This window comes from Streptomyces sp. NPDC008317 (assembly GCF_042955955.1).
Taxonomy (GTDB): domain Bacteria; phylum Actinomycetota; class Actinomycetes; order Streptomycetales; family Streptomycetaceae; genus Actinacidiphila.
This window is the reverse complement of record NZ_JBIBFQ010000009.1, coordinates 179,732-197,751: the sequence shown is the minus strand read 5'-3', so window position 1 is coordinate 197,751 and position 18,020 is coordinate 179,732. Positions and strand designations below refer to the sequence as shown.

The following is an 18,020-nucleotide window of genomic DNA, read 5'->3' as shown; positions in this document are numbered from 1 at the left end:
CGGGTACGTCGGCGTCCGCCTGTCCGGTGGGGGTGGGTGGGCTCGGGTGCGTCGGCGTCCGCCTGTCCGGTGGGGGTTGCCGGGCGGGGCAGGGGTCGCAGGGGCTGTTCGTGATTCGCCGGACAGGCGCTAGGTGGGGAGGCGGAGGCCGTTGTAGAGGAGTGAGGCGATGCGTACGGCGTCGTCCTGCCAGCCTTCGGAGCGCAGGCCGCAGATGCCGCCGAGGGCGCGGAGGAGGAGGAGGCCGCTGACGTCCTCGCGGATGAGGCCGGCGGCGGCGCCGGCGGTGAGGAGGTGGTCCAGGGCACGGGCCATCTCGGCGCGGGTGTCGTCGAAGACGGGCGAGTCGGTCGCCATGATGCTCTCCAGCACTTCGCCCATGCCACGGCCGACCGCCGCGTGCTCCACGAGCAGCAGGAGGAAGGCCCGCAGGGCTTCGTCGGGCGCGTGCTGGGCGAGCAGCCGGGAGGGGGCCGCGCAGAGGTCGGCGACCTCTTGGCGGTACACGTCGGCGACAAGGGCTTCGCGGGTGTCGAAGTGGCGGTACAGCGTGCCGACGGCCACACCGGCACGGCGGGCGATCTCCTCGACGTGGGCGTCGTCGTCGGAGAGGAGCGCTTCGCGCGCGGCGGCGAGGAGCGCGTCGCGGTTGCGGCGGGCGTCGGCGCGCAACGGGCGTGGTGACGGCAACAGTCCTCCATAAGGTGAATCGGACTCCGCTTGTGTACAGTTTCCGGAGTCGGGTTCACTTTACTGGGGAGAACGTCCGTGACGATCGAGAACGAGGGGCTTGACGGCCTGCGTGTGCTGGTGACCGGCGGCAGCCGAGGGCTCGGGGAGGCGACGGCCCGCCGCTTCGCCGCCGCGGGCGCCACGGTGCTGACGGCCTCGCGCACCGCGCCGCCGGACGACCTGGACGCCGCCTTCATCCCGGCCGACCTGCGGTCCGAGGAGGGGGTGCGGGAGCTGGGGCAGCGCGTGCTGGACAGCGTCGGAGGCGTTGACGTCCTGGTGAACAACGCGGGAGCCGCGACCGGGCCGATGCCGACTCTGGAGCGGTCCGACGCGTCGTGGCTCGCCGACCTGGAGATGAATCTGCTCAGCGCGGTCCGGCTCGACCGGGCGTTGGTTCCGGGGATGGTCGAGCGCGGCTCGGGCGTCGTGGTGCACGTCTCGTCCATCGCCAGCCACCTCCCGCAGCCCGCCGAGGCGTCGTACGCCGCGTCGAAGGCGGCGCTCAACGCCTACAGCCGCGAACTGGCGACGGCGGTGGGCGGCCACGGCGTACGCGTGGTGTGCGTGCTGCCGGGCTTCGTCGTCACCGAGGGAGCCGCCGACCACCTCCGGCGGATGGCCGACAGTGAGGGCATCGGCGTCGACGACGTCACGCAGCGGATCGTGGAGCACCTGAAGCTGCCGATGGGACGGCCCGGCGAACCCGAGGACGTCGCCGAGATGATCGCGTTCCTCGCGTCCGACCGCGCCAAATGGCTCACCGGCGCCCAGTTCAGGGTCGACGGCGGCATCATCCCCACCATCTGAGCCCCAGCGATTCCGAGGAGAGACACCGTGACCTTCAGCCTGACGTCACTGATCGTGGACGCCGCGGACCCGGAGAGCGAAGGCGCGTTCTGGCACCGCCTGCTCGGCGGCTCGGTCACCCGGACGGCCACGCACCACTTCCTGCGCAGCGACGGATTCCCCGTGCTCGTGGTCCAGCGGGTTCCGAGGCATGTCATGCCGCGGTGGCCCGACGGGACCTCCCAGCAGATGCACTTCGACCTCGCGACGGACGACATGGAGAGCGCCGACACGCGGGTGCTCGCGGCCGGCGGCCGACGGCTGCGGCCGACCGGCGACGTCGGCCCCGCAGACCGCGAGGGCGCCCGGGTCTACGCCAGTCCGGCCGGGCACCCCTTCTGCGTTCGCCCGGCCTGACCCCCGCGACGGCTACGGGACGACCTCCCGGTCGGCGGCGGCGAGGAGCGTGCGGAGGGGGGCCGTGTCGGGGCTGTCGGCGATGGCCGCGTCGATGGCGTCGTCCATGCCGTTCTCCCAGGCCGGCGGGAGAACAAGTCCGGGGCGGCCCGTCCAGGCGATGTCGGGGGCGGCGAGGCCGGACTCGATGAGACGGAGCTGGATGAGACCGGCCAGCCCGTCGAAGACCACGGGCCGGATGAAGTTGCGCGCCGACGCGCCGGTCAGGCGGCCCGCCTGCGGCGGCTTGGGGATACGGTTGGCGACCGCCATCCACAGCAGGCCGTGGTCGAAGGCGTCGAGCACGTCCTCCAGGGTGGGCAGATCGGTGTCCGTCACCGTCTCGGAGGAGGCGCGGCGGGACGTACGGGCCGCGCCGTCCTGGTCCGGCGACTCCGCGCGCAGCGCCCTGGCGACCGCGAGCAGCAGCGGTCGGGACCAGCCCTCGGCATCCGCCGAGGCGCGGGCCATGACCAGGTCGTCCCAGGCCAGACGCGGGCGCTCGGCCGCCTCCGGGGGCAGCGTGCGCGCCTCCAGAGCGGCGAACACCTGGCTCTGGTCCCGCAGCAGGGACAGCGCGTTCGCCTCCCCCTCAGCCGCGTCCGTCCTGCCGTCGGCGGGCAGCCGCTCGATCCGGGCTATCCGATCCTGGAGCGGCGGGTGGGAGTCGTACGGGTGCGGCTTCGGCGGACGCCGACCGTCCGCGAGCGCGGCGAGCCTCTCCCCCGGCCGGGCGGCGAGCAGTCGCGAGAATCCGCCGAGGACCTCGCCGACCGGAGGCAGCGCCCCCACGGGGCCGCCCATCCCGGCGTACGTGTCCACGTAGTGGTCGTACGCGGCGTCGATGACCGGCATGGCGCGCAGTGCGCCGACCGTCGCGTCACGGCCCGCGTACCGGGCGGCCGACTCATCGGCGGCGAACTCCTGCTGGCGGGCGACGGACTGCGAGGTCCGCAGGAACATCCGGGCGTAGCCGACGTAGACGGCGCCGACCACGTAATGCATCCGCGTGGTGCCCTCGCTGAACACCTCCACCGTGTGCAGTACGGCCGCCCGGCCGCGCAGGGTGAGGCCGCCGAGCCGGGTGTCGCGATTGCCGTAGTGGCCGAACTCATGCGCCAGAACGGCCCGCAGCCGGGGCACGGTCAGCCCCGCGAGCAGCGGCAGGCCCAGCAGCAGACGGCGCCGCCCCGGCAACAGGCCCAGCAGACGGCTCTGTTCCGCCACCCCCGCGTTGACCTCGGAAACCAGGTACAGCTCGTCCGGCGCCCGCTCCCCCGCCACCTCCGCCGCCGCCCGCACCTGCTCCCACAACTCGGGCTGCTCCTGCGCCGTGACCGCCACCCCGTCCGGCACCGACCCCAGCCGCCCGGCCCGCAGAAACGCCAGCATCCCCCGCACGATCGCCACCGCCACCAACGCCGTGACCATCAAAATCGTGCCCTCGAACCACGCCGCCCCCGCCGCGAACCACCGCGTCACCAGCAGCCAGTCCAGCGCCGCCATCGCCGCCAACAGCACAAACCCCAACAACACGAACCCGACCAGCAACACCAACGCGCGCACAGCACGCAGCCGGAACGTCATCGACAATCCCCCCACAGGACCAGCCCACCCCCACCGGCACACCCCGACAAGGCCCGCAGATCCTACCCCCCACCCCAAGCCCCCCCGATCCCCCGCCTCACCTGCCCCCGCCCCCGGACGAGCACCCCGCCCACCCCCACCGGACCGTCGGACACCGACGCACCCGAGCCCACCCACCCCCCTCCGCCCACCCCCACCGGACAGGCGGACGCCGACGCACCCGAGCCCACCCACCCCCCTCCCCGGCCACCCCCATCGGCGGGCGGACGCCGACGTACCGGGAGGGGACGGGCCGGGGTGCCCCCGCAGGGGGACGAACGGACAAGGGGCTGGACGTTTTCGAAGTGGGTGCACGTTCGTCGCCCGAGGAGGTGCCCCGGACCGGCACCGACCCAGGCACAAGCGGCACCCGCAGACGAAGAAAACACCCGCACGGGCGGGCGGGCGGGAAAGACACGCCCAGCACCCGACCTGAGACACTGACCGCAATGGACGAGAAGCGGATGCGCGGCTGGGCACAAGTGGACCTGACCGCGCTGCGAGCAAACGTGAGAGCGCTGCGCGCAAAGGCACCCACGGCCGCGTTCATGGCCGTCGTGAAGGCCGACGCCTACGGCCACGGAATGGTCCCGTGCGCCAAGGCGGCCGTCGAGGCCGGAGCGACCTGGCTCGGCGTGGCCACCCCCGAGGAAGCCCTCACCCTGCGGGCAGCGGGCCTGAAGGCCCGCACCCTGTGCTGGCTGTGGACCCCCGGAGGGCCCTGGCGGGAGTGCGTCGAAGCCGACATCGACGTGACGGTGAGCGCGATGTGGGCGCTCCGCGAAGCCACGGCGGCGGCCGAGGCGGCCGGCCGCCCGGCCAGAGTGCAGCTCAAGATCGACGCGGGCCTCGGCCGCAACGGCGCCCAGCCCGCCCAGTGGCCCGAACTGGTCGCACGGGCCCGCGCGGCCGAGCGCGACGGCCTCATCCGGGTGACAGGAGTGTGGGCGCACTTCAGCTGCGCCGACGAACCGGGCCACCCCTCCATCGAGCGGGAGCTGAACGTCTTCAAGGAGGCCCTGGCGCAGGCCGAGGCGGCGGGCCTCACCCCCGAGGTGCGGCACCTCGCGAATTCGCCGGGCACCTTGACGCTGCCGGAGGCGCACTTCGACCTGGTGCGGCCGGGCGTGGCGATGTACGGCATCTCGCCGGTGCCCGAGATCGGCGGTTCCGCGGACTTCGGGCTGCGGCCGGTGATGACGGTCGTCGGCCGCCTGGCGTCGGTGAAGCGGGTGCCGGGCGGGCACGGGGTGAGCTACGGGCACAAGTACGTGACGCCGGGCGAGACGACGTTGGCGCTGGTGCCGCTGGGCTACGCGGACGGCGTGCCGCGGCACGCCTCGGGCACGGGCCCGGTGCTGGTCGCGGGCAAGTGGCGGACGGTCGCGGGCCGGGTCGCGATGGACCAGTTCGTGGTGGACCTCGGCGGCGACGCGGCCGAGCCCGGCGACGAGGCGGTGCTGTTCGGCCCCGGCGACCAGGGCGAGCCGACCGCCGAGGACTGGGCACGGGCGTGCGGCACGATCGCGTACGAGATCGTCACCCGCATCGGCGCGCGGGTCCCGCGGGTATACGTGGGGGAAGGCGCCGGTCCCGGCGCAGGCGACAGCGATGGAGCACCGTGCCAGAAGGCGTGAAGTGGGAGAAGGCAGGGCTGGTCGGCGCGGCGATCGGGGTGGTCGCGGCGGGCGCCGCCGCGGGCGTGGCGATCGAGCGGGTGACCGTCGGCCGCGGGATGCGCCGCCGCGCCCGGCTGGCGCTGGACTCGGCGGGCCCGTACGGAACGCTGCGCGGACAGCCCGGCACGGTCGCGGCGGAGGACGGCACGGAGCTGTACTACGAGACCGAGGACGTCGCGCCGCCCGAGCCCGAGCCGCAGACACCGCCCTCGCGCCGCAGCCGCGGCTGGCTGCGCCGCCGCGCCGAGGCGCCGCAGCCGGTGACGGTGGTGTTCTCGCACGGGTACTGCCTGAACCAGGACTCCTGGCACTTCCAGCGGGCGGCGCTGCGCGGCACCGTACGGGCGGTGTACTGGGACCAGCGCAGTCACGGCCGCAGCGAGCGCGGCCGGGACCAGGTGGCGGGCGGGCCCGCCACCATCGACCAGCTGGGCCGCGACCTGAAGGCGGTGCTGGACGCGGCGGTGCCCGAGGGCCCGGTGGTGCTGGTCGGGCACTCGATGGGCGGGATGACGGTGATGGCGTTCGCCGACCAGTTCCCCGAGTACGTCGAGGAGCGGGTCGTCGGCGTCGCGTTCGTCTCGACGTCGGCGGGGAAGCTGGCCGCGGTGACGCTGGGGCTGCCCGCCGCGGGCGCGCGGGCGTTCCGGGCGCTGGCGCCCGCGGTGCTGCGGGCGCTGGGCAGCCAGGCGGATCTGGTCGAGCGGGGGCGGCAGGCCACCGCCGACCTGTTCGCGGGGATCATCAAGCGGTACTCGTTCGGCTCCGACGTGGACCCGGCGGTCGGCCGGTTCGCCGAGCGGCTGATCGAGTCGACGCCGATCGACGTGGTCGCCGAGTTCTATCCGGCGTTCACCGACCACGACAAGGGCGACGCGCTGTCGGTGCTCGACGGGCTGCCCGGTCTCGTACTGGCGGGGGACAAGGACCTGTTGACGCCGAGCGCGCACAGTACGGAGATCGCCGAGAAGCTGCCGGACGCCGAACTGGTGATCGTGGAGGGCGCGGGGCACCTGGTCATCATGGAGCGCCCCGAGGTGGTGAACGCGGCGCTCGCGCTGCTGATCGCGCAGGCCGCGGACTCGGTGCGCGCACCGGTCCCGCAGGTGCTGCGCGACCTGGCGGCGGCGCGGGCGTCGACCCGTACGACGGCCGCCGACGCGTAACATTCGCGTTCATGGCCACACCGCACGATGCCACGCCGCCGCACGAGACCGCCGCGCAGAACGCCGCCGAGCACGAGGCGGTGCGGCGCGGCGCGACACCGCACGAACCGGGCTCCGTGGGGATCACCGTCCCCACCCCCGACCTGATGCGCGACCTGGGCCGCCGCCTGGCCGCGCTGCTCGCCCCCGGCGACCTGGTGCTGCTCAGCGGCGAGCTGGGCGCGGGCAAGACCACGCTGGCCCGCGGCCTCGGCGAGGGTCTGGGCGTACGCGGCGCCGTCACCTCCCCGACCTTCGTGATCGCCCGCGTCCACCCCTCCCTGACCGCGGGTCCCGCGCTGGTGCACGTGGACGCGTACCGCCTGGGCGGCGGCCTGGACGAGATGGAGGACCTGGACCTCGACGTGTCGCTCCCCGAGTCCGTGGTCGTCGTGGAGTGGGGCGACGGCAAGGTCGAGGAGCTGTCGGAGGCGCGGCTCCAGGTCGTCATCGCCCGTACGGTCGGCGGCCCGGCGGACGGGGACGGCGAGGGCGACGACGTACGCGAGGTGACCGTCACCGGCGTCGGCCCGCGCTGGACCGGCCAGGACCTCACCGCGCTGCGCGCCTGACCCTCGCTCCGATCCCCCGTTCGGCCCCCGCTCCGCCCTCCGTTCCGACAGGCTGTCGGCAAGATGTTGCGCGAGGGCGGCCGGGCGTGGTCTGCTGGTTGCGGGTACCTGGTTAGGGCGCCCTAACTACGTCTCTTCGGGGAGGCGCACATGCCGGCCCAGATCCGGACCCAGGACACGCGGGACCCGCGGCGGGACACCCCGCCGCCCAACGTCGGCGCCCTGCTGGCCGCCGGAGCCGCGGCCCGCACACTGTCGACCCCGCCGGACGACGGCGAGGAGCCCGCGCCGGCGGACCCGCCGGTCACCACGGCGACGGGCAGGACGACGGACGCGCCGGAGGCAGAAACCGGCGCGTGAGACGCGCGGCTACTTCACCGCACGCCTACTTCACGACGAAAACACTGCTGCCGATCGTCGCGATCTGCCACAGCGCCGTGCCGTCGAGCCGCGTCTCGCGGATCGCCGCCGTCTGCTTCGAAGGATCAGGCTTCGCCAGCGACCCGTCCGCGGCCGCGCTGAAGCCGACGTTTATCCCGTCGGTCGTCGCGAAGAGCACCACGTGCTCGACCTGGGCGCCGTCGCCTCCTATGCCGGAGGCGCGCCGCGAGAAGACGCGGTGTATCCCCACGCTCGGCGCCACATTGCCCGCGACCACCGCGTAGGTGCGGTCGACCTTCTCCGCGTCACCGACCAGCCACACCCGCTTGGCGGAGATGCTGTAGACCACGCGCCTGCCGGTGCCGGAGGCGGCGGGCAGCGGATACGTCTTCGGCGTCGGCTTCGTGCTGGGCGACTTCACGGCCGAGGTGGAGGGCCTGGCCTGCGGCGGCTGGTCGGGCGCGGAGCCCGCCGCCTGCGCGGCGAGCACGGCGATGACGACCAGGGCAGCCGCAGTGAGCCCCGAGACCAGGGTGCTCGACTTGATCCGCGCCACGGTTGTCCTCCGGATGGGGTTCGCACATGCTCCCGGTTGACGGTAGCAGCCGCGCCGCCCGCGGCCACGACCGTACGGGCGCGCGCCGTACCCTTGGGGACGTGCTGCTGCTTGCCTTCGATACCGCCACACCCGCCGTCACCGCCGCCCTGCACGACGGGGAGCGGGTCCTCGCCGAGTCGACCGTCGTCGACGCGCGCCGGCACGGCGAGTTGCTGATGCCCGCGATCGACCGGGTCCTGGTCGCCGCCGACCGTACGCTCGCCCACGTCACCGGCGTCGTGGTCGGCGTCGGCCCGGGACCGTACACCGGGCTGCGCGTCGGCCTGGTGACGGCCGCGTCCTTCGGGGACGCGCTGGGCGTCCCCGTGCACGGCGTGTGCACCCTGGACGGGCTGGCCTGGGCCGCGGGCGCGGCCGGGCTCGACGGGCCGTTCACCGTGGCCACCGACGCCCGCCGCAAAGAGGTGTACTGGGCGCGCTACGACGACCCGCGGCACCGCGCCACCGAGCCCGCCGTGGACCGCCCGGCCGACATCGCGGACGCGGTACGCGGCCTGCCGTCGGTCGGCGCGGGCGCCGCGCTGTACCCGGAGGTCTTCACCGACCGCCGTCAGGGCACCGAGGACCAGTCGGCGGGCGTGCTCGCGGCGCTGGCCGCGTACCGGCTGGCCGCCGACGAGCCCTTCGACCCGCCGCTGCCGCTGTACCTGCGGCGGCCGGACGCGCAGGTGCCCGCCGGGTACAAGGCGGTACTGCCGAAGTGACCGGGGCCGCTCACGGGAGCGCCACCGCCGTGACGCTGCGCGAGATGCGCTGGTGGGACCTGGACGCCGTACTGGCCCTGGAACACGACCTGTTCCCCGAGGACGCCTGGTCGCGCGCGATGTTCTGGTCGGAGCTGGCCGACGCCCGGCACCCGGCCGCGACCCGCTTCTACGTGGTCGCGCAGGACGCCGGGGGACGGCTCGTCGGCTACGCGGGGCTCGCCGCCATCGCCGGAACGGGTGATGTGCAGACCATCGCCGCCGCCCGCGACCACTGGGGCACCGGGCTCGGCGCCCGGCTTCTCACCACGCTGCTGCGCGCCGCCACCGACGCCGAGTGCCACGAGGTGCTGCTGGAGGTACGGGTCGACAACACCCGCGCCCAGCGGCTCTACCAGCGCTTCGGCTTCGAGCCGATCGGCTTCCGCAAGGGCTACTACCAGCCGGGCAACGTGGACGCCCTCGTCATGCGGCTCGCCGACCCGGCCGCCACCCCCGTCGCCCCCGCCGCCTTCGCGCAGACCGACGAAACCGACCCGGCCGCCCCGCCTCCCACCCGTACAGGAAACTGAGATCCATGGCTGACGAACCCCTTGTCCTCGGCATCGAGACCTCGTGCGACGAGACCGGCGTCGGCATCGTGCGCGGCCACACGCTGCTGGCCGACGCGGTCGCCTCCAGCGTCGACGAGCACGCCCGGTACGGCGGTGTGGTCCCCGAAGTGGCCAGCCGCGCGCACCTGGAGGCGATGGTCCCCACCATCCAGCGCGCGCTGAAGGACGCCGGGGTCGCCGCGAGCGACCTGGACGGCATCGCGGTCACGGCGGGCCCCGGGCTCGCGGGCGCGCTGCTGGTCGGGGTGTCGGCGGCGAAGGCGTACGCGTACGCGCTCGGCAAGCCTCTGTACGGCGTCAACCACCTGGCCTCGCACATCTGCGTGGACCAGCTCGAACACGGCGCGCTGCCCGAGCCGACGATGGCGCTGCTGGTGTCCGGCGGGCACTCGTCGCTGCTGCTCGCGCCCGACATCACCAGCGACGTACGGCCGTTGGGCGCGACCATCGACGACGCGGCGGGCGAGGCGTTCGACAAGGTCGCCAGGGTGCTGGGGCTCGGCTTCCCCGGCGGCCCGGCGATCGACCGGCACGCCCGCGAGGGCGACCCCGGGGCCATCGCCTTCCCGCGCGGCCTGACCGGCGGCCGCGACCCGGTCTACGACTTCTCCTTCTCCGGCCTGAAGACCGCCGTGGCCCGCTGGGTCGAGGCCCGGCGCAGGGACGGCCAGGACGTGCCGATCGCCGATGTGGCCGCGTCCTTCCAGGAGGCCGTGGTGGACGTGCTGACCCGCAAGGCGATCCGCGCCTGCCGGGACAACGGCGTCGACCACCTGATGATCGGCGGCGGTGTCGCCGCCAACTCCCGCCTGCGGTCACTGGCGTTGGAGCGCTGCGAGGACGCGGGCATCCGGCTGCGGGTGCCGCGCCCCGGCCTGTGCACCGACAACGGCGCGATGGTCGCGGCCCTCGGCGCCGAGATGGTCGCGCGCGGCCGGGCCTCCTCCACCCTCGACCTGCCCGCCGACTCCTCGCTGCCGGTCACGGAGGTGTCGGTGCCCGGCCACACCCACCCCGGCCCGCACGGCCACGGGCCGGGCCACGCGCAGCCGCACGCACACGACCACGGGCCGGGCCATGCGCACGACCACGACCATGTGCACGAGCTGAGCAAGGACAACCTGTACGGATGACCGTCACGCTGATGTGGGAGGCCGCCGCCGCAGAAGGCCGCGGCCCCGACCTCCTCGACTGGGCCAGGAAGCAGGCCCGTACGCTCCCCGGCACGCCGACCCGCCGCGAATTCCTCACCGCGCCCGACGACCGGGTGCTCATCCTCACGTGGTGGGACGCGCCCTACGACGCCGTACTGCCGGAACTGCCCGACCCGGACGGGACGTTGGTGCGCCGCCAGGTGCACCGCTGGCGCTTCACCTCGGTGTCGGTGGAACCCGGCGCCTGAAAGTCGCATCAGCCAGGGTGTGCACCACGATCCCCTGACCCCCGTCCCCACCCGCGCCCGTCGCCGCCCCGGCGGTCGCCCGGGCCGTACCGGCAGCAGGGCCGCTCTCCCGCTGCTGGCGGCGGCCTGCCTGCTGCTCGTCGCGGGCTGCTCGGGCAGCACCTCGACGTCCGCCTCGACGCCCGGCCCGTCCGCGCCGACGGGCACGGCCACGAGCGCGGGCGGCACCGGGAAGCCCACCACGCCAGGCGGCTCCGCGCAGGCCGAGCGCGCCGCCGCCTTCCGCAAGTGGGGCATACCCGTGCTCGCGGACCCGCCCCCGCCGCCCGCGGTGAAGCCGGTCAAGACCGGCAAGGGGCTGCTGCCGGTGGTCAGCGACGTCCCGACGACGCGGAAGATCGTCTTCGTCACCTTCGACGACGGCGCGGAGAAGGACCCGAAGTTCGTGCGGATGATGCAGGACCTGAAGATCCCCTTCACCATGTTCCTGACGAACGCGATCATCCAGAACGACTACGGCTTCTTCAAACCGCTCCAGGCGCTGGGCAACTCGATCGAGAACCACACCCTGACCCACCCCAACCTGAACACCGAGTCGCTCGCCGCGCAGAAGCACGAGATCTGCGGCCAGCAGACGAAACTCACCCACGAGTACGGCACCGCGCCCGGCCTCTTCCGCCCGCCCTACGGCAACCACAACGCCGCCACCAAGGAGGCGGTGCGGTCCTGCGGTGGCCTGCGCGCGATCATCCTGTGGCGCGAGTCGATGCAGATCAAGAAGGTGCAGTTCCAGCGGCCCGACCACACGTTCCACCCCGGCGACATCATCCTGGCGCACTTCCGCGGGCCCAGTGAGCTCAAGGGCGAGTCCATGACGAAGATGACCGCGAACATGCTCCGGCAGATCGCCCAACAGGGCTTCACCGTGGCCCGGTTGGAGGACTACGTCTGAGAGGTCCCGGTCACCGGCCGCCCGAGCAGCATCGAGGGCGCGCCCGCCACCCGGGTCAGGAACACGGTCGCCGCGTGCGGCCCCCGCGGCTTGACCCGGCGCCGCACCTCCTCGGGCTCCACCGCCGACCCGCGCTTCTTCACCGTCAGCACGCCGACCTCGCGCTCCCGCAGCAGCGCCTTGAGCCGCTTCAGCCCGAACGGCAGCACATCGCCGATCTCGTACGCCGTCGCGTACGGCGTCGGCCGCAGCTCGTCCGCCGTCACGTACGCGATGGTCTCGTCGATCAGGCCGCCGTCCAGCGGGGCCGCCGCCTCCGCCACCAGATGCGCGCGGATCACCGCGCCGTCCGGCTCGTACAGATACCGGCCGACCGGGCGGACCTCCGGGTCGGGCAGCGGTGCCGCCGTGCGCAGACTGGCCCCGCCGGGCAGCAGCGTGGCGCGTACGGCGCCGGGCTCGGTGCCGAACCACAGCGCCGCCTCCTTCACGTCACCGCGGTCCGAGACCCACTCCGCCTCGGCCTCCGGCGGCACCGCCTCGTGCGGAATGCCGGGCGCGACCTTCACCGCGGCGAACGGCACCGCACGGGCCGCGGCCAACGCCCAGGACAGCGGCGGCGCGTACGCCTCGGGGTCGAAGGTCCGCCCGCCCGTCGCCCGGCCGCCACCCCTCATCGACGTGCCGCGCGCGGCCCCGCCCGGTCCGCCGGTCCGGCGCGCCGGGTCCACGAACACCGCGTCGAACCCGGCGGTGTCCACCTCCGTCACGTCCGCGCAGCGCACCTCGATCAGGTCGGCCAGGCCCAGCGCCGCCGCGTTCGCCCGCGCCGCCGCGCACGCCAGCGGGTCCCGGTCCACGGCCAGCACCTCGATCCCGGCCCGCGCCAGCGCGAGGGCGTCCCCGCCGATGCCCCCGCACAGGTCCGCCAGCCGCCGCACGCCGAGCGCCCTGAAGCGCTCCGCGCGGTGCGTCGCGACACTCTTCCGGGTGGACTGCTCCACGCCGTTCGGCGTGAAGTACATCCGGTACGCGTCCTCCTCGCCGAATTTCGCCACGGCCCGCTGCCGCAGCCGCGCCTGCCCCAGCGCCGCCGACACCAGCCCGGCGTCGTACGTGCGCCGCAGCCGGGTGGCCGCCGCCAGCTCGTCGGCGGGGCTGTGCTCCCGCAACTCCGCGAGCAGCGCCTGTCCGTCGCCGGACAGCAGCCCGGCAAATCCTTGGAGGTCCACCCGGCCATTGTCCCCGCCCGCCATGCGCCGGACGACGGGGCCTGGTACCCCCGAGGGGTACCCCTTTGGAGGGCGTCGCCTGGCACTCCGCTTGACCGAGTGCTAAGCGCGTCCTAGTCTCGGTTCTGGCACTCGGCACCGCTGAGTGCCAGCACTCAGCGACGGGCAGGTCCGGCACCCGCGACGACGGGCCTACCAGGTCGCCGACCCAGACAGACACTCTTCCGTGAGCCCTTTGAAGGGGGAGGTCGGATCGTGACGACCGCCAGCACCAAGGTTGCCATCAAGCCGCTCGAGGACCGCATCGTGGTCCAGCCGCTGGATGCCGAGCAGACCACGGCCTCCGGCCTGGTCATCCCGGACACCGCCAAGGAGAAGCCCCAGGAGGGCGTCGTCCTGGCCGTCGGTCCGGGCCGCTTCGAGGACGGCAACCGCCTGCCGCTCGACGTCTCCGTGGGCGACGTCGTGCTCTACAGCAAGTACGGCGGCACCGAGGTGAAGTACAACGGCGAGGAGTACCTCGTCCTCTCGGCTCGCGACGTCCTCGCGATCGTCGAGAAGTAAGCACCGCTTTTACCGCAGCAGTGATCCCGCCCCGGGTTTCCGCGTCCTACGGACCGGGCGCCCGGGGTGGTTTCGTTGCCTGCTCCTGCCGTCCTTGACGACGTGATTTGACGAGTAGACGAGGTAGTTCACAGGCATGGCCAAGACCCTGAAGTTCGACGAGGACGCCCGTCGCGCCCTTGAGCGCGGCGTCAACAAGCTCGCCGACACCGTGAAGGTGACGATCGGTCCCAAGGGCCGCAACGTCGTCATCGACAAGAAGTTCGGCGCCCCCACCATCACCAACGACGGCGTGACCATCGCCCGTGAGGTGGAGCTGGAGGACGCCTACGAGAACCTGGGCGCCCAGCTCGTCAAGGAGGTGGCGACCAAGACCAACGACATCGCGGGTGACGGCACCACCACCGCGACCGTGCTGGCCCAGGCCCTGGTCCGCGAGGGCCTGCGCAACGTGGCCGCGGGCGCCTCCCCGGCCGCCCTGAAGAAGGGCATCGACGCCGCCGTCAAGGCCGTGTCCGAGGAGCTGCTCGCCACCGCCCGCGCGATCGAGGGCAAGGAGGACATCGCCGCCGTCGCCGCGCTGTCCGCGCAGGACAAGCAGGTCGGCGACCTGATCGCCGAGGCGATGGACAAGGTCGGCAAGGACGGTGTCATCACCGTCGAGGAGTCCAACACCTTCGGCCTGGAGCTGGACTTCACCGAGGGCATGGCGTTCGACAAGGGCTACCTGTCGCCGTACTTCGTCACCGACCAGGAGCGGATGGAAGCGGTCCTCGACGACCCCTACGTCCTCATCCACCAGGGCAAGATCTCCTCGATCCAGGACCTGCTGCCGCTGCTGGAGAAGGTCATCCAGTCCGGCGCGTCCAAGCCGCTGCTGATCATCGCCGAGGACGTCGAGGGCGAGGCCCTGTCGACCCTGGTGGTCAACAAGATCCGCGGCACGTTCAACGCCGTCGCCGTCAAGGCGCCCGGCTTCGGTGACCGCCGCAAGGCCATGCTGGGCGACATCGCGACGCTGACCGGCGCCACGGTCATCGCCGAGGAGGTCGGCCTCAAGCTCGACCAGGCCGGTCTCGACCTGCTCGGCACCGCCCGCCGCATCACCGTCACCAAGGACGACACCACGATCGTCGACGGCGCCGGTGACAAGGCCGAGATCGAGGGCCGCGTCAACCAGATCAAGGCCGAGATCGGCACCACCGACTCGGACTGGGACCGCGAGAAGCTCCAGGAGCGCCTGGCCAAGCTCGCCGGCGGCGTCTGCGTCATCAAGGTCGGCGCGGCCACCGAGGTCGAGCTCAAGGAGAAGAAGCACCGTCTGGAGGACGCCATCTCCGCGACCCGCGCCGCGGTCGAGGAAGGCATCGTCTCCGGCGGCGGCTCCGCGCTCGTCCACGCCGTCAAGGTCCTGGAGGGCAACCTCGGCAAGACCGGTGACGAGGCGACCGGTGTCGCCGTCGTCCGCCGCGCCGCCGTCGAGCCGCTGCGCTGGATCGCCGAGAACGCCGGTCTCGAGGGCTACGTCATCACCGCCAAGGTGGCCGAGCTGGAGAAGAACCACGGCTTCAACGCCGCCTCCGGTGAGTACGGCGACCTCGTCAAGGCCGGCGTCATCGACCCGGTCAAGGTCACGCGCTCCGCGCTGGAGAACGCGGCCTCGATCGCGTCGCTGCTGCTGACGACGGAGACGCTGGTCGTGGAGAAGAAGGAAGAGGAGCCCGCTGACGCGGGGCACGGTGGGCACGGTCACTCCCACTGAGTGACGTCCGTCGGTTCCACCGGGGCGGCCCCGGCACCCTCACGAGGGTGCCGGGGCCGCCCCCTTTCCCCACCCCCGCCCTACGTCGCCTCCCCGACAGACGGCACACCGCCTTCCCCGCGACGCCCCCCGGACGGCTCCCTTGCGCTGAGCGTCACGCCGATCTTTTTCGGGCGCGGCCCCGGGACGGTTTCCTTGCGCTGGGCGTCAGGCCGATCTTTTTCGGGGCGCGACCCCGGGGCGGTTCTTCTGCCGAGGCGGCACGCCGTGTAGTTAGGGGCGCGGGGAACTGCGCGCTCAGCCACGGCGCTGGTGCGCCGTGAAAACCGGCCCCAGCGGGGCAGTCGCTGTTGTTCTCGGGCTGAAAGCCCGGTGGGGGCTGGTCGCGCAGTTCCCCGCGCCCCTAAAAGCAGGCCCTGCGTCGGCGCCGCGCGCGTACCCGTGCCCCTAAAAAACAGGTCCTGCGCCAGCGTGGCGCGCGTACCCGTTGCCCCTAAAAACAGGCCCTGCGTCGGCCCGGCGCGCGTAGCTGCGGCCCTGGGGGCGTGAGCTGAGGGATCGGCTTACCCACGGGGGTCGAAGCGGCGGCCGGCGCGGGTGGAGGCGGCTGCGTAGAGGCCGGGAGGAAGGTGCCGGGCAAGGGACACGGCGAGTTTGTAGCGAGCGGAGGGCACGCTGAGAGTGCGTCGGCGGGCGAGATCACGCAGAGCCGCCGTGACCACGGCATCGGCGTCGAGCCAGGCGAAGGAGGGCAGCCGGGAGGCGTCCATCCCGGCCCGGGCGTGGAATTCGGTGCGGACGAAGCCGGGGCACAGGGCGAGGAGCCGCACGCCGGACCCGGCCGTCTCGGCGGCCACGCCCTCGGTGAAGTGGACGATCCACGCCTTGCTGGCCCCGTACGTGCCGCGAGGCATGTAGGCCGCGACGGACGAGACGTTGATCACGTACCCGCGCCCCCGCGGGCGCATGGTCTCGACGGCCGCGCCGGTGAGGCGCAGCACGGCCTCGCAGTGCAGCTTGAGCATGCGCAGCTCGTCGGACATGGGGGCGTCGAGGAAGGTGCCGTGGTTGCCGAAACCGGCGTTGTTGACGAGGACGTCGACGGGCCGTTCCCGGTCGCGCAGCCGCGCTTCCACGGCGGCGATCCCGTCGTCGGTGGTGAGGTCGGCGGGGAGCGCCTCGACGTCGGCCCCGTACCGCTCGCGCAGCCCGGCCGCGGTGTCGGCGAGCCGCTGTTCGTCGCGGGCGACGAGGACGAGGGCGTGTCCGTCGGCGGCGAGCCGTCGTACGAAGGCCGCTCCGATGCCGGAGGTCGCCCCGGTGACCAGTGAAGTCGTCATCCCGGCAGCGTACGGGCCGCCGCCGGACCCTTCGTCAACGCGCCGGACTCAAGCGGCTGTTGACCGCCTCCAGATACGTACGGTTCATGGTGTCGGCCGCGGCCATGACCCGCGGCAGCAGCTCGGACTCCAGGGTCATCGCCCGGAAGAGGAAGGCGACGGTGACCTCGTGGTCCGGCCGGTGCACGACCTCGACCGGGTCCCCCGCGCGGACCTCGCCCGGTGTGATCACCCGCAGGAACGGGCCAGGCAGCCCCTCCTGGGTGAACCGCTTGACCCATCCGCGTTCGTCCAGCCACCCGGCGAAGGTGCGGCACGGGATGCGGGGCGAGGTCACTTCGAGGACGAGCCCCGCGGCGCCGATCCGCCAGCGCTCGCCGATCAGCGAGGCGTTGACGTCGATGCCGGTGGTGGTCAGATTCTCGCCGAAGCGGCCGTCGGGCAGCTCGCGCCCCAGCCGCCGCTCCCAGCGGTCGAGATCCTCGCGGGCGTACGCGTACACCGCCTGTTCGTCGCCGCCGTGGAAGCGCAGGTCGCAGACGGTGTCCCCGGCGAGGCCGCCGCCCGCGACGCCGCGCGGTCCGGGCGCCGTGACGGCGACGGGTCCGGTCACCGGGAGCTTCCCGATGCCGGTGAGGCCGCCTTCGCCGTCGGTGTAGGGCACGACGAGGGGGCGGGCGACGTTCACGGAGCGCACTCGGGACATGGGAGGCAGCCTATTTCGCGTCGCGGGCGAGGCGGCGGCGGATCGCGTCGCGGTCCTCGCGGGGGAGGGCGTCGAGGCCGGTCAGCAGCGGCAGCAGCTCGGGCTCGGTGGTGAAGGCCCGGAAGGACAGCGCGACGGTGACCTCGTGGTCCGGCCGGTGCACGACCTCGACCGGGTCCCCCGCGCGGATCTCGCCCGGCTCGATCACCCGCAGATACGGGCCCGGCAGCGCCGCGTCGGTGAAGCGCCGCAGCCACCGGTTCTCGCCGAGCCAGCCCGCGAAGGTCGCGCACGGGATGCGCGGGCAGGACACCTCCAGGAGGGGTCCGCGCGCGCCGATCCGCCAGCGCTCGCCGATCAGCGAGGCGTTGACGTCGATGCCGGAGGTGGTCAGATTCTCGCCGAAGAAGCCGTTGGCGAAGGTACGGCCCAACTCGCGGCCCCAGTGGTCGAGGTCTTCGCGGGCGTACGCGTAGACGGCCTGGTCGGCGCCGCCGTGGTGCTTGACGTCGTGCGCGCGGTCACCGGCCAGACCGACCGCGCCGTCCCCCTTCGGACCCGGCGCGGTGACCCGTACCGGGCCGGTGACCGGCCGTTTGTCGATGCCGGTCGCCGGCAGCCGCTTCCACGGGTTGGGGCGCGGGTGGCCGATGTTGACGCTCAGCAGCAGTCCCATGCGGGGCGC

20 protein-coding genes are annotated in these 18,020 nt (G+C 73.3%); 13 read left to right on the top strand and 7 right to left on the bottom strand.

Annotation, left to right across the window (positions count from 1 at the left end; translation table 11 throughout):
• Positions 1-129: 129 nt before the first annotated feature.
• A complete protein-coding gene (locus ACFY9V_RS27445) occupies positions 130-690 on the bottom strand; it encodes a TetR family transcriptional regulator (protein ID WP_391163428.1) in 561 nt (186 codons plus the stop codon).
• 78 nt (positions 691-768) lie between these two features.
• On the opposite strand from ACFY9V_RS27445, the gene ACFY9V_RS27440 reads away from it, so the two are divergent.
• The gene (locus ACFY9V_RS27440; protein WP_391163426.1) at positions 769-1,542 is read left to right on the top strand and encodes an oxidoreductase; all 774 of its coding nucleotides are present in this window, start codon (positions 769-771) and stop codon (positions 1,540-1,542) included.
• Positions 1,543-1,569: 27 nt separating this feature from the next.
• Positions 1,570-1,938, top strand: a complete 369-nt coding sequence (locus ACFY9V_RS27435; protein ID WP_391163425.1) for a VOC family protein — start codon at positions 1,570-1,572, stop codon at positions 1,936-1,938.
• A gap of 12 nt (positions 1,939-1,950) precedes the next feature.
• Here the strand turns inward: ACFY9V_RS27435 and ACFY9V_RS27430 are convergent, their stop codons facing one another.
• Entirely contained in the window at positions 1,951-3,564 is a 1,614-nt protein-coding gene (locus tag ACFY9V_RS27430) for a M48 family metalloprotease (protein ID WP_391163424.1), read from the bottom strand.
• A gap of 488 nt (positions 3,565-4,052) precedes the next feature.
• Between ACFY9V_RS27430 and alr the strand changes: the two genes are divergently transcribed.
• The 4 genes from alr (at position 4,053) to ACFY9V_RS27410 (ending at position 7,419) form a co-directional block, all read left to right on the top strand.
• Positions 4,053-5,240 carry an alanine racemase gene (gene alr / locus ACFY9V_RS27425; RefSeq protein WP_391163423.1) on the top strand — a complete coding sequence of 396 codons (1,188 nt, stop codon included), beginning with the start codon at positions 4,053-4,055 and terminating at the stop codon, positions 5,238-5,240.
• A complete protein-coding gene (locus ACFY9V_RS27420) occupies positions 5,225-6,448 on the top strand; it encodes an alpha/beta hydrolase (RefSeq protein ID WP_355336783.1) in 1,224 nt (407 codons plus the stop codon). The genes alr and ACFY9V_RS27420 overlap by 16 nt, the downstream gene beginning before the upstream one ends.
• Positions 6,449-6,459: 11 nt before the next feature.
• A complete protein-coding gene (gene tsaE / locus ACFY9V_RS27415) occupies positions 6,460-7,059 on the top strand; it encodes a tRNA (adenosine(37)-N6)-threonylcarbamoyltransferase complex ATPase subunit type 1 TsaE (protein WP_391163421.1) in 600 nt (199 codons plus the stop codon).
• A gap of 150 nt (positions 7,060-7,209) precedes the next feature.
• Entirely contained in the window at positions 7,210-7,419 is a 210-nt protein-coding gene (locus tag ACFY9V_RS27410) for a hypothetical protein (RefSeq protein WP_355336784.1), read from the top strand.
• A gap of 25 nt (positions 7,420-7,444) precedes the next feature.
• Here ACFY9V_RS27410 and ACFY9V_RS27405 read toward each other — a convergent pair whose 3' ends face one another.
• Complete coding sequence (locus tag ACFY9V_RS27405; RefSeq protein ID WP_355336785.1) at positions 7,445-7,996, bottom strand: hypothetical protein; 552 nt, start codon at positions 7,994-7,996, stop codon at positions 7,445-7,447.
• A 101-nt stretch (positions 7,997-8,097) separates the two neighbouring features.
• Here ACFY9V_RS27405 and tsaB point away from each other — a divergent pair, with 101 nt between their 5' ends.
• From tsaB to ACFY9V_RS27380, 5 genes are read left to right on the top strand one after another with little or no spacing between them, the layout of a single operon-like run.
• Complete coding sequence (gene tsaB / locus ACFY9V_RS27400) at positions 8,098-8,763, top strand: tRNA (adenosine(37)-N6)-threonylcarbamoyltransferase complex dimerization subunit type 1 TsaB (protein WP_391163420.1); 666 nt, start codon at positions 8,098-8,100, stop codon at positions 8,761-8,763.
• Positions 8,764-8,807: 44 nt separating this feature from the next.
• On the top strand, positions 8,808-9,335 hold the full coding sequence (rimI, locus tag ACFY9V_RS27395; protein ID WP_355337193.1) for a ribosomal protein S18-alanine N-acetyltransferase: 528 nt from the start codon (positions 8,808-8,810) through the stop codon (positions 9,333-9,335).
• A 5-nt stretch (positions 9,336-9,340) separates the two neighbouring features.
• Entirely contained in the window at positions 9,341-10,510 is a 1,170-nt protein-coding gene (gene tsaD / locus ACFY9V_RS27390) for a tRNA (adenosine(37)-N6)-threonylcarbamoyltransferase complex transferase subunit TsaD (protein WP_391163419.1), read from the top strand.
• The gene (locus ACFY9V_RS27385) at positions 10,507-10,779 is read left to right on the top strand and encodes a hypothetical protein (RefSeq protein ID WP_391050434.1); all 273 of its coding nucleotides are present in this window, start codon (positions 10,507-10,509) and stop codon (positions 10,777-10,779) included. Before tsaD ends, ACFY9V_RS27385 begins: the two co-directional genes overlap by 4 nt.
• Before the next feature lie 19 nt (positions 10,780-10,798).
• Complete coding sequence (locus tag ACFY9V_RS27380; RefSeq protein ID WP_391163417.1) at positions 10,799-11,731, top strand: polysaccharide deacetylase family protein; 933 nt, start codon at positions 10,799-10,801, stop codon at positions 11,729-11,731.
• On the opposite strand, the gene ACFY9V_RS27375 is transcribed toward ACFY9V_RS27380, so the two are convergent.
• The gene (locus ACFY9V_RS27375) at positions 11,722-12,987 is read right to left on the bottom strand and encodes a methyltransferase domain-containing protein (protein ID WP_391163416.1); all 1,266 of its coding nucleotides are present in this window, start codon (positions 12,985-12,987) and stop codon (positions 11,722-11,724) included. The genes ACFY9V_RS27380 and ACFY9V_RS27375 overlap by 10 nt on opposite strands.
• Positions 12,988-13,218: 231 nt before the next feature.
• Between ACFY9V_RS27375 and groES the strand changes: the two genes are divergently transcribed.
• Both groES and groL read left to right on the top strand, forming a co-directional pair.
• Positions 13,219-13,527 (top strand): co-chaperone GroES, encoded by a 309-nt coding sequence (gene groES / locus ACFY9V_RS27370; protein ID WP_093740451.1) that lies wholly within the window; start codon positions 13,219-13,221, stop codon positions 13,525-13,527.
• 136 nt (positions 13,528-13,663) lie between these two features.
• Positions 13,664-15,289 (top strand): chaperonin GroEL, encoded by a 1,626-nt coding sequence (groL, locus tag ACFY9V_RS27365; RefSeq protein WP_355336791.1) that lies wholly within the window; start codon positions 13,664-13,666, stop codon positions 15,287-15,289.
• A gap of 563 nt (positions 15,290-15,852) precedes the next feature.
• Here groL and ACFY9V_RS27360 read toward each other — a convergent pair.
• From ACFY9V_RS27360 to ACFY9V_RS27350, 3 genes are read right to left on the bottom strand one after another with little or no spacing between them, the layout of a single operon-like run.
• Positions 15,853-16,629, bottom strand: coding sequence for an SDR family NAD(P)-dependent oxidoreductase (locus ACFY9V_RS27360; protein ID WP_391163414.1), 777 nt, complete (start codon positions 16,627-16,629; stop codon positions 15,853-15,855).
• A gap of 34 nt (positions 16,630-16,663) precedes the next feature.
• Positions 16,664-17,335, bottom strand: coding sequence for an MOSC domain-containing protein (locus tag ACFY9V_RS27355; protein ID WP_391163412.1), 672 nt, complete (start codon positions 17,333-17,335; stop codon positions 16,664-16,666).
• 10 nt (positions 17,336-17,345) lie between these two features.
• Positions 17,346-18,011 carry an MOSC domain-containing protein gene (locus tag ACFY9V_RS27350; protein ID WP_391050438.1) on the bottom strand — a complete coding sequence of 222 codons (666 nt, stop codon included), beginning with the start codon at positions 18,009-18,011 and terminating at the stop codon, positions 17,346-17,348.
• Positions 18,012-18,020 lie beyond the last annotated feature (9 nt).